Here is a 9,883-nt window from a genome sequence, read left to right as displayed (position 1 = left end):
AGCGCGGGCGATGCCTTGTCGCGGATGCTGGCAGGCACGGGCCTGACGTTCCGCTATCTGACTGCCGGTTCGGTGGTGTTGGAGCGGGGCCCCGAGCTGTCTGACGGTACGGTCCAGCTCGGTACGCTTCGCGTAGGGGGTGTGCGATCGGCAGCGGCGGGAAACGCGCCCGGTGGCGATAACGGGCGCGTTGCCGGGTGGGACGGCACCAGGGACGGCGTATACCGAACCCCCGGTTCGATGAACGTCATCACCCGTGAGACGTTGGAGGCCTATCCGGCCACCTCTCCGGCGGACATGCTGCGCGGAACGCCGGGCGTGATCTCGGGCGAGGCCCGCACCAGCGGTGGTCTGGACGTGAATATCCGCGGACTTCAGGGACAGGGCCGCGTGCCGGTGACGGTGGATGGCGCCATCAACGGCACCACCGTCTATCGCGGCTACCAAGGCGTCAGCAACCGCAGCTTCGTGGATCCCGATTTCATTAGCCATGTCGCCATCGAGAAAGGCCCCTCGATGGGCAGCGCCATTGCCGGAGGCATCGGCGGCTCGGTCTCGATGACGACGATCGGCGTGGATGACATCGTGCCCGAAGGCGACACGATGGGCATCCGCATCAAGGGTTCACTGTCCAACAACAGCAAGGCGCCGGGTTCGAGCATGTCCCGCACGCTGCTGGAACCGAGCACGTATTACGGGGACTCGCTGGCTGCCACGCGCATGCGCGATCGGCCGGATTTCCTGACGCCCACCGGTGGCTCCGGAAGTCTCGTCTTCGCGCGCAAGGGTGATGCGATCGACATGGTCGCCGGTTACTCCTTCCGCCGCACGGGCAATTACTACGCAGGCGCCAACGGCAAGTACGCACCCGAGGCGACCGGCACGCCTTCCGCCCTCTGCCTGGCCGGAACGCCCGAGACGCGCCTGTCCGCCCTGTGCGACCGCGCGGTGCAGTTCTACGACAAGCACGGATCGACGGGCTTTGTCGGCGGGGAGGAGGTCTATAATACCTCCACCGATGCCGAATCCGTTCTTGCCAAAGTCACGGTGCGTCCGGCTGAGGATCACGTCATCGAACTGGGCTATGGCGGCTACTGGAACACATATGGCGAGAACTATCCCGGCGCCCTCGGCAGTGCGACGGGCTCGGTCTTCCAGAACAGCGTCTTGTCGCGGACCAGCCTGGACCGGTTCACCGCGCGCTATCCCTGGAACCCGGACAGCGATCTCGTCGATCTGAAGCTCAACGGATGGGCGTCGGACCTGAAGGAAAGCGCGCCCTCGCTGGCCAATTCCGATCCCTCGCGGCGCAAGATGGAGAGCTGGGGCGCGGATCTTTCGAACGCGAGCAGGGCGCTGACGCCGGTGGGCCTGTTCTCGGCGGACTATGGCGCTTCGTTCCTGCACGAAAAGGCCGGGCCGATCGGCAAATGGGTTTCTTCCGGAGGCATCCCGCCGGGACGCGAGGGGACGCGCAAGGAATTCAGCCTGTTCCTGCAATCCGCGCTGGAACCGGTTTCATGGCTGCGTCTCGATGCGGGTGCCCGCTATCAGAAGTACGACCTGAAGGACCGGCAATCCGGCACCACCTACCATACCGACATCTTCGACCGCAGCGAGGATGCCTTCGGCTATTCGCTGGGCGCGGCGGTGATGCCCGTGGCGGGCTTGCAGATATTCGCCAGTTACAAGCAGGCCGCGCGTCTGCCGTCGCTGATGGAAGCGACGACCGGCTTCTTCATGATCGCCAACCCGGACCTTCACAAGGAAACCGCGCACAATTGGGAGTATGGCGCGAACTACAGCGGCACCGGAGTGCTGTCTGACAAGGACGAACTGGGCGTGAAGCTGGCGTGGTTCGACAACGACATCAAGGGCTACATCGCCCGCCGTTACATCAGCCAATACTTCGCCATGCAGATGTACAATATCGATCAGGCGCAGTTCCGCGGGCTTGAAGGCAGTCTGAGCTACCGCACCGGTGGTTTCAGCCTCGATGCGGGCGCGACCTGGTACGATCGCATCCGCTTCTGCCGCCCCGGCGACGCCTGCCTCGCCAGTTCGCTCGCGTCCGACTACTCGACCAACTACATTCCGCCCGAATGGTCGGCCAACCTGTCGGTCAGCCAGAAATTCCTCGACGATCGGGCGATGCTCGGCGCGCGCTTTACCTATATCGGCAAGCGCCCGATCTCGGCGGAGAAACCGCAGAGCGGTTACATGCCGCTGATTTCCGCGATTGCCTGGAATCCCTACACGCTGCTGGACCTGACCGGGCAATACAAGCTGACGGACGGGCTTTCCGTCGACTTCAGCGTCGATAACGTGACCGACCGCTATTATGTGGAGGCGATGAGCCTGGGCTATGTCCCGGCGCCCGGCCGCACCTTCCGCATCGGCTTCACCGGCACGTTCGGCGCGAAGGACGATGCGTGGCCGGGCAACTGGTTCAGCGGCTCCGGCAATGCCGAAGAGATCGACTGGACCGGGCCCTACGTGGGCTTCGACATCGGCTACGGCGTGGGGCGCTCCAAGGGCACGGTGACGGACAGCGCGGGCAATCCGGCCGACCTTGCCAACGACAGCCGTATTTCGCTGAAGATGCGCAATGCCATCGGCGGTCTGCATGCGGGGTACAACTACCAGTTCGCCAACAATCTCGTCCTCGGTGTCGAGGCGGATATCGGCGCGGGCAATCTGGGCGACGTGTCGTCGGTGGCGATTACCGAGGAGAGCGGCAATACCGCGTATCTGCAGCAGAACGGCAAGCTGGAGTCCGATACTCGCTACGACTGGAACCGCATGATCACCCTGCGCGGCAAGGCGGGTTATTCGCTGGGGCGGACGCTCGTTTACGGTACGGCAGGCGCTGCGTGGCTGCGCGAAACCGCTACCCGCAACCAGTACTTCTCGTCCGACGGCGGCGAAGGCGGCATCGGCAGCCTGGTCGAACACGCCTTCGAAGAGCGGGTCAGCAAGAACCGCAAGGGCTTCACCGTCGGTGGCGGTATCGAGCGGGCACTGGGCGCACACTGGTCGCTGCGTGCAGAGTACAATTACGCGCACTTCGGCAAGAAGAAGGCTGCGTTCTCCAAGGCCCGTGCCGGCATCAGCCAGGATTGGACCGAGACCGTCATCGTCGGTTACGAGGATATTCCCTTCGGCGACGAAGTCTGGACATTCCCGGTCTATGGCTGGGAAGACCGGGAGGGCACGTCCGACATCGTCAATGGCCGGGTCAATCGCACCGGCGGCGATCTGCACACGATGCGTATCGGCATCAGCTATCGTTTCTGAAGGGGCCCGAAATGACAGCGACATCGCTCAACCCTTCGCGCGCCAAGCGTCTGAAGGCCCTGACCCGCGACACCCATGAAGTGCTGGACAATTCGATCATGGCGAAAGCCTCGTTCGAGAGCATCGAGGGCTATGGCCGTTTCGTGCTGGTGCAGTACCGGTTCCATCGCGAGATCGATGCGCTTTACGGCGATGCGGCGCTTCAGGCGCTGCTTCCCGAACTGCCGGAAAGGCGGCGTCTTCCCCTTATTACGGCGGACCTCCGCGATCTCGAACGGTCGTTGCCGCAATCTGCCGAACCGCCGGCCTTCGGAGAAGGCGGCGAAGTCGATGTGGCTGCGGCGCTGGGCTGGCTCTACGTTGCCGAAGGATCGAACATGGGAGCAGCGCTGCTGCGCAAGGAAGCTGCCAAAATGGGCCTGTCGGACACGCATGGCGCCCGTCATCTTGCTCCGGCGCCCGAGGGGCCGGCCGCCCATTGGCGCGCGTTCACTGCCGCGCTCGATGCAGTGGATCTTACGACCGAAGAGGAAGCGCGTGTCGTTGCGGGCGCGAATGCCGCCTTCGCGCGGGTGCAAGCGCTGGCCAATGCCCAGCTCGGCTGACCCCTCGATCGGCGATGTCCTGCGGCGCGGGCGTTTGGCCCGTGCCGCGTGGATGACGCTGGGTCTCGTGCTGGTCGGCATCGGGATCGTCGGCATCGTGGTGCCTCTGCTGCCGACGGTCGACTTCATGCTGCTGGCATTGCCGTGCTTTGCGCGTTCGTCGCCAAGGCTGGAAGCGTGGTTGCTGAGCCATGCCCGCTTCGGCCCGCCGCTGCGGGCATGGCGACATGAGCGTGCCGTTCCGCGCCATGTCAAGTTCATGGCCATCGGGGGCATGGCGTTCGGCTATGGCCTGTTCGTATTGCACGTGCAGCCGGGCCTGCCTCTGGCCTTGCTCGTTGCAGCGGTACTGCTGTTCTGGGCAGTCTGGATCGCCCGGCGGCCGGAACCGGGGATGCGCCGGTGATAGCGAATAGCGCTTTCGCCTACGACCTCCCAAGTCGTTACTGCGATCGCCCACTGGACTGGCGCGCGCGGCTGTTCGGAGTTCTGGGCACTGGAACGCTCTGCGCGCTGAGCTTGGGAATTGCGCTGTTTGCCTGGCACAAGGTCCGGACGGCCCCCATGCTGTCCGAACCGGTGACGGTGACTATCCAACCGCTCGCCGCGCCTTCCGAGCAGGTCGAGGAGGTTCCGGAAGGGCCGCGTCAGGTCGAACAGGCGCAAGTGAAGCCGCAGCGGCAGGAACGTCCACCGTCACCGGAGATCGTCATCCCCCGTCTTGCTCCGGCTTCGCTTCCCAGCACGCCGCCGGTCGAGGAGGCGAAGCCTGCTCCTCCCGTGGCGGAGACCACCGCGCCCAAATCCCTGAGGGCTCCGCCGGCCAGGGAGGCATCCAGCGCCAGGGCTGCGACATGGGAGGCATTGCTGCTTGCCCACCTGGAGAAATACCGTCGCTATCCGTCCGCGGCGCGAGGGCGCAGGGAAGAAGGCGTGGCCTATGTGGTTTTCCGCATGAACCGGGCAGGGGCGGTGCTGTCGGCGGCGATCCTGCGTTCGTCGCGCTCTGCCGTGCTCGACCGTGCCGCCCTCGAAACCCTGCGCCGAGCGCACCCGCTGCCTGAAATTCCCGAAGATATGTCCGATCCGTTGGAGCTTTCGGTGCCGGTTGAATTTTTCCTTCATCCTCTCGGATAACGACCCTCGTATCGATCGACTGAACCGAACGTTCTTCCTCATTGCATATGCGAATGAATCGCAATAATGGCGCGTCGATCGTTCCGGTATTCGCGGGCACGAAAGGATGCCTGTTGAAGACCCGAATGTCGCAAGCAGCTGAAGGCGAGACGCCGACGATGCGTGCCTACATGGCGCAACGTCCGGCGCTCGTGGACTATGCTGCCAAGGTGATCGGCAATCGCGAACAGGCCGAAGACATCGTACAGGAGGCCTGGCTGGCGCTCGCGTCGCGCAGCGACAAGGACGTGCGCGAGCCGCTCGGCTATCTGCGCACGACGGTCCGCAACCTGGCGATAGACGCTCTGCGTCGGCGGTCCCGCGAAACCAGGTTGATGGGCGGCGATGTGGAAAGCGCTGCCCGCACCGTCGTCGATGGTCAGGCGGATCCGGAAAGGGCGACGTTCGTGAGGCGCGATCTGGCCTGCGTCATGGGCGTGCTCCAGGGTTTGCCGGAGCGACAGCGCAGGGCTATCGAGATGTACCGCCTTGGCGACTACAAGCTTCGCGAGATCGCGGATCGACTTGGAATTTCTACGTCGCTCGTCCATTTGCTGATCGCGGATGGCCTTGCAACCTGCGCGACGCGGTGCGGTGTAGACCGGGGCGATCCGTCTTGAAAAACTTTTCCTTGAAAAATCCTTGGGCTGAGGCGTCTCACTTGCATGAGGTTTCCGCGCCCATTTCCTGTGAAACGCCCCGGTCGTTCGGGGCCGCTTTCCGTTGCGGAACGGAGTCTGCCCGTGCCCGATAGCGAGCGCACCGTGGAGCAACGGGCTGCCGACTGGCTCATCCTCCTTCGCGAGGCCCCGGAGAACGTTGCTCTGCGTGATCGCTTCGAGGCGTGGCTCGACCTAGATCCCGCCCATGTCTGTGCATGGGTCGCCGTCTCGGAAACCTTTGCCGTCATGGCCGAGATCGGTCCGAACCTGGAAGGACGATGGGAGGCCGACCGTCTTGCGCCGTCGCGCCCGGCGCGGCGCGGCTGGCGGTTCAGGAGCATTGGCCATGGCGGGCCTGTGCGGCCCGGCGGGATCGTTGCGGGCGCCATCGCCGCCTCGCTGGCGCTGTGGCTGGCGCCCGTCGCGCTGCTGCACGTCCAGTCCGACTATGTGACGGCGCCTGGAGAACTGCGCAGTGTGGCGCTGGCGGACGGCAGCACGGTCCAGATGGGCCCGGGCAGCGCGCTGGCCGTCGATTACCGCGCAGACGCGCGTTCCGTTCGGCTGCTGGCGGGCGAGGCCTGGTTCGACGTCGAGCACAACCCCGCAGCACCATTCCGTGTCAGGGCCGGCAAAGTGCAGACCACCGTATTGGGAACGAGCTTCGACGTCCGCCTGGTCGGCAGTGCAACCGCGGTTTCGCTCAAGCGCGGGCGCGTAAGGGTGGCGGTCGAGGGGGAAGGCGCCGCGCATGAACTGTCGCCAGGCCAATGGGTCCGGATCGGCGAAGCACACACTATCGAGAATGGCGCGAGCGATCCGGCTTTGCTCGGCCTATGGCGGGAGGGCGCGATAATCGCCCATGATCGCCCGATCGAAGACGTCATCGACGAACTGCGCCCGTGGTTTCGCGGGCGCATCGTCCTGCTGAACCGCGCGCTCGGCAAGGGGCGGGTCGATGGCGTCTACAACGCGCGCGATCCTGAAAACGCGCTGGCCGCCATCGTCGAGCGTGCCGGCGGCAAGGTGCGGCCCATCACGCCGTGGCTGATCGTGATCTCATGAGCAGATCGGCGCTTCCAACATCGTTTTCCAAAAAATTCCGGCTCACGCGAAATCTTTTTGAAAAACCGGGGGTGCCGGTCGTCTCACTTTGACCGACCGATCTTTGCGCCTGCGTCGCAATAGCATCGGAGCCGTTTCAAGGAGTTTCGATCGATGCATGCAGTGAGCTACAGGAGAACGAAGCGGGCCATCACGGCTGCCGCGCTCCTGGCGACTTCGGCAATGGCCGTGACGGGAACGCTCGCCTCGGCCGCAGCTCAGAACATTGCAGTGCATCGCTTCGAAATCCCGGCGCAGCCGCTGCTTCGCGCCATCGCGCAGTTCAACCGCCAATCCGGTGTCCAGATCACTGCCGAAGGCGGGCTTGTGACGGATCGTGCCGCAGCAGCAGTCAGCGGCGATTTCGAGACATCGGAAGCATTGGGCGTCATGTTGTCGGGCACCGGTCTCGCCTGGCGCTGGATCGACGACCGCACCGTGGCTCTGGAGCCGTTGGCCGAGATTGCCGGCCGTAACGTGCTCTCCGCCTCGTTTTCCGAGCCCGGCGCACCTGCGGTATCCGCCGAAGGGGAAACTGCCGCGCAAGTGCTTCCCGAAGTCGTCGCCGATGGGGAGGGCGCGAGTGATACTTATGCGATGGGAACCGGCAGCAAGTCCGGTGAAAGCACCATAGGCGAGAAGGACGTCCGCGCCCGCGCGCCCGGTTCGGGCGATGCGAACCAGTTGCTCAAGATCCTGCCCACCGTCCAGTTCTCGAACGACGAAGGCCTTGCCACGCGCGAGGACATCCTGGACCTGCGGCCCTCCGATATCTCGATTTCCGGCGGTCGTTATTACGACAATCTCATCACCCTCGATGGGATCGACGTGAATGCGCGGGTGGATACCACGCAAAACACACCGGGAAGCCCTTACGAACTGTCTGGCGCCAGCGCGGAATCGATCTGGGTGGACAGCAACCTCATCGGTGAGATGACGGTGCGCGATTCCAATGTCTCGGCGCAATATGGCCGCTTCACCGGCGGCGCGCTGGACATCAAGACCCGCGCGCCCAGACGGGAATGGGGCGTCACCGGTTCGGTGTCTTACACGTCCGACGCCCTCACCAACTACAAGGTCTCCGATCCCTCGCGCGAAGCGCTGGAAGGCGAGGAGATGCCGGAGAAGCCCGCGTTCGAGAAGTGGCGCTACGGCGTCACCGTGGACGTTCCGGTCTCGCCCGACATCGGCCTGCTGGTCGCCTACAATCGGTCGCGCGCGAACGTGACCTACCAGCGCAACGAGAGCTACGACCGAACCAGGTTCGGCCAGAGCAGCGTCAGCGACAACGTGCTCGCCAAGTTCGATGCCGACCTTTCGGCGGATCTGAAGCTCACCGGCCAGTTCGTCTATTCGCCCTACAGCAGCGAATACTCCGACGAGAACGCGGTCGAGAACATGGTCACTTCGAACGGCGGCGGCATCACCGGAAAGATGGAGCTGGCCCATTCCGGCAGTTCCGACTGGACCCTCACGGCAACCTATTCGCACAGCGACACGGGGCGCGATGCGGAGCCGATCCGCTACATCATTCCCTCCTGGACGACGAACGGGGGCGTCTGCTCGTCCACCAACTGCACCCGGGGCGGCTATGGCGTGCTCAATCAGACGCAGGACAATTACGGTCTGTCCGGACGCTGGTCGCGCGATCTTGGCCCTGGGACGCTCTCGGCGGGGTTCGATTATCAGCACATCGACGCCATGCGCAGCCGGCCCGAGGAGAACTGGAGCTACACGACGGGCACCTCGCGCGCCAATGCCGGCACGATCGTCTGCGCCGATGGAGACAGCATGACCTGCGTGACGGGTGAGTACGCGCTGACTTCGGCCAATCGCTACGCCGCCTATACTGCACAGGTCCGCCTCGATAGCGTTGCGAGCTGGGCCGAATATGCAGTGAGCTTCGGGCGTCTTTCCGCGCGTGTCGGACTGCGTCACGACTACGAAAGCTTCCTCGGCAACCACAACTTCGCGCCGCGTCTTTCGGCGACTTACGAACTGCCCTGGACCGGGTGGAGCGTGACGCTTGGCGCCAATCGCTATTACGGCCGTTCGATGCTGTCCTACGCGTTGCGATCGCAGTACCCCGACAATTACGCCTACAAGCGTGTGGCGACGGTGAGCGGCGGCATGCACGTCTATTCCGACAGCGACTGGTATCTCTCGTCCACCAACCGTTCGACCAGCTATTCCGGCAGCAACCTGAAGACTCCGTTCTCGGACGAGTTGTCGGCAGCACTATCGGCCGGGATCCTGGGCGGAAGTCTTCGGATAAAGGGCATCTACCGCGAGTCCAAGGACGAATTCATGCGATCGCCCGGCGAGCGTCTGACGACCACGCTGGAGAATGGGAATACCGGTACCTACACCAATCACGTGCTCACCAACGATGGATCCAGCTCCTACAAGGGCGCTTCGATCGAGTGGAGCCGGAGCTTCGGCAAGCATTCGATCGCCGTCAATGCCAACATCTCGAAGACGGTATCGAGCAACCTGGACTATTTCTCCAACGCCGACGACATTCTTGACGACACCATGATCGCGCTCGACGGCCAGGTTCTCTCCGCCGCCGACGTCGCGGAGATGAACCAGCGCGCCCAGATGGCCGCTCCGTTGATCGTCAACGCCTCCTGGACCGCGCGGTGGCTGGACGATCGACTGACGACCAACGTCAATGTGCGCTACCGAAACGGCTACACGCGCATCGAAACCACGAACGACAGCACGACCATCGACGGCGTCACTTATGAACTTTACGATCATGTGGCCTATCCCAAGTCCATCGACGCCAATCTCAATGCCCAGTTCGAAGTAATCCGCGCGCCGATTGGCGGGCTGACGCTGGAAGCGCGCGTTGCGAACCTGCTCGACAGGATGCCGTCTCCGAACAGCAGATCGACCGAACAGCCCTATCAGTACGGGCGATCGGTGTGGTTCGGTCTGACCTATCGCTACTGATGCGTTTCGAACCCGGAAAGCTGGTAAGCCGGGCGCTGATCGGCGCTGCGGCCTGCGTGATCGCGGCCGAGGCGTCGGGTC

At 64.0% G+C, this 9,883-nt stretch carries 7 protein-coding genes; all 7 read left to right on the top strand.

Translation table 11 applies throughout. The features are described from left to right. On the top strand, positions 1-3,297 hold a 3,297-nt coding region (locus tag RT424_RS19020), incomplete at its 5' end, for a TonB-dependent receptor domain-containing protein (protein ID WP_313441425.1). An 11-nt stretch (positions 3,298-3,308) separates the two neighbouring features. Continuing rightward, the gene (locus RT424_RS19015) at positions 3,309-3,902 is read left to right on the top strand and encodes a biliverdin-producing heme oxygenase (RefSeq protein WP_313441424.1); all 594 of its coding nucleotides are present in this window, start codon (positions 3,309-3,311) and stop codon (positions 3,900-3,902) included. Further along, positions 3,886-4,308: a YbaN family protein gene (locus RT424_RS19010; RefSeq protein ID WP_313441423.1), complete on the top strand. Its 423-nt coding sequence runs from the start codon at positions 3,886-3,888 to the stop codon at positions 4,306-4,308. The genes RT424_RS19015 and RT424_RS19010 overlap by 17 nt, the downstream gene beginning before the upstream one ends. Next, positions 4,305-5,039, top strand: coding sequence for an energy transducer TonB (locus RT424_RS19005; protein WP_313441421.1), 735 nt, complete (start codon positions 4,305-4,307; stop codon positions 5,037-5,039). Before RT424_RS19010 ends, RT424_RS19005 begins: the two co-directional genes overlap by 4 nt. 125 nt (positions 5,040-5,164) lie before the next feature. Then, positions 5,165-5,698: a sigma-70 family RNA polymerase sigma factor gene (locus tag RT424_RS19000; RefSeq protein WP_313441419.1), complete on the top strand. Its 534-nt coding sequence runs from the start codon at positions 5,165-5,167 to the stop codon at positions 5,696-5,698. 123 nt (positions 5,699-5,821) lie between these two features. Continuing rightward, positions 5,822-6,805 (top strand): FecR family protein, encoded by a 984-nt coding sequence (locus tag RT424_RS18995; RefSeq protein WP_313441416.1) that lies wholly within the window; start codon positions 5,822-5,824, stop codon positions 6,803-6,805. Positions 6,806-6,958: 153 nt separating this feature from the next. Further along, the gene (locus tag RT424_RS18990) at positions 6,959-9,802 is read left to right on the top strand and encodes a TonB-dependent receptor (RefSeq protein WP_313441413.1); all 2,844 of its coding nucleotides are present in this window, start codon (positions 6,959-6,961) and stop codon (positions 9,800-9,802) included. Positions 9,803-9,883: the final 81 nt, after the last annotated feature.

Source organism: Novosphingobium sp., from assembly GCF_032093395.1.
In the GTDB taxonomy this organism is placed as follows: Bacteria; Pseudomonadota; Alphaproteobacteria; order Sphingomonadales; family Sphingomonadaceae; genus Novosphingobium.
This window is presented reverse-complemented; position numbering and strand designations above follow the sequence as displayed.

What these genes read in the sequence shown, in the direction of transcription:
- RT424_RS19015 (WP_313441424.1), top strand. Translation starts at nt 3,309, where the DNA reads ATGACAGCGACATCGCTCAACCCTTCGCGCGCCAAGCGTCTGAAGGCC.
- RT424_RS18990 (WP_313441413.1), top strand. Translation starts at nt 6,959, where the DNA reads ATGCATGCAGTGAGCTACAGGAGAACGAAGCGGGCCATCACGGCTGCC.
- RT424_RS19000 (WP_313441419.1), top strand. Translation starts at nt 5,165, where the DNA reads ATGTCGCAAGCAGCTGAAGGCGAGACGCCGACGATGCGTGCCTACATG.
- RT424_RS19010 (WP_313441423.1), top strand. Translation starts at nt 3,886, where the DNA reads ATGCCCAGCTCGGCTGACCCCTCGATCGGCGATGTCCTGCGGCGCGGG.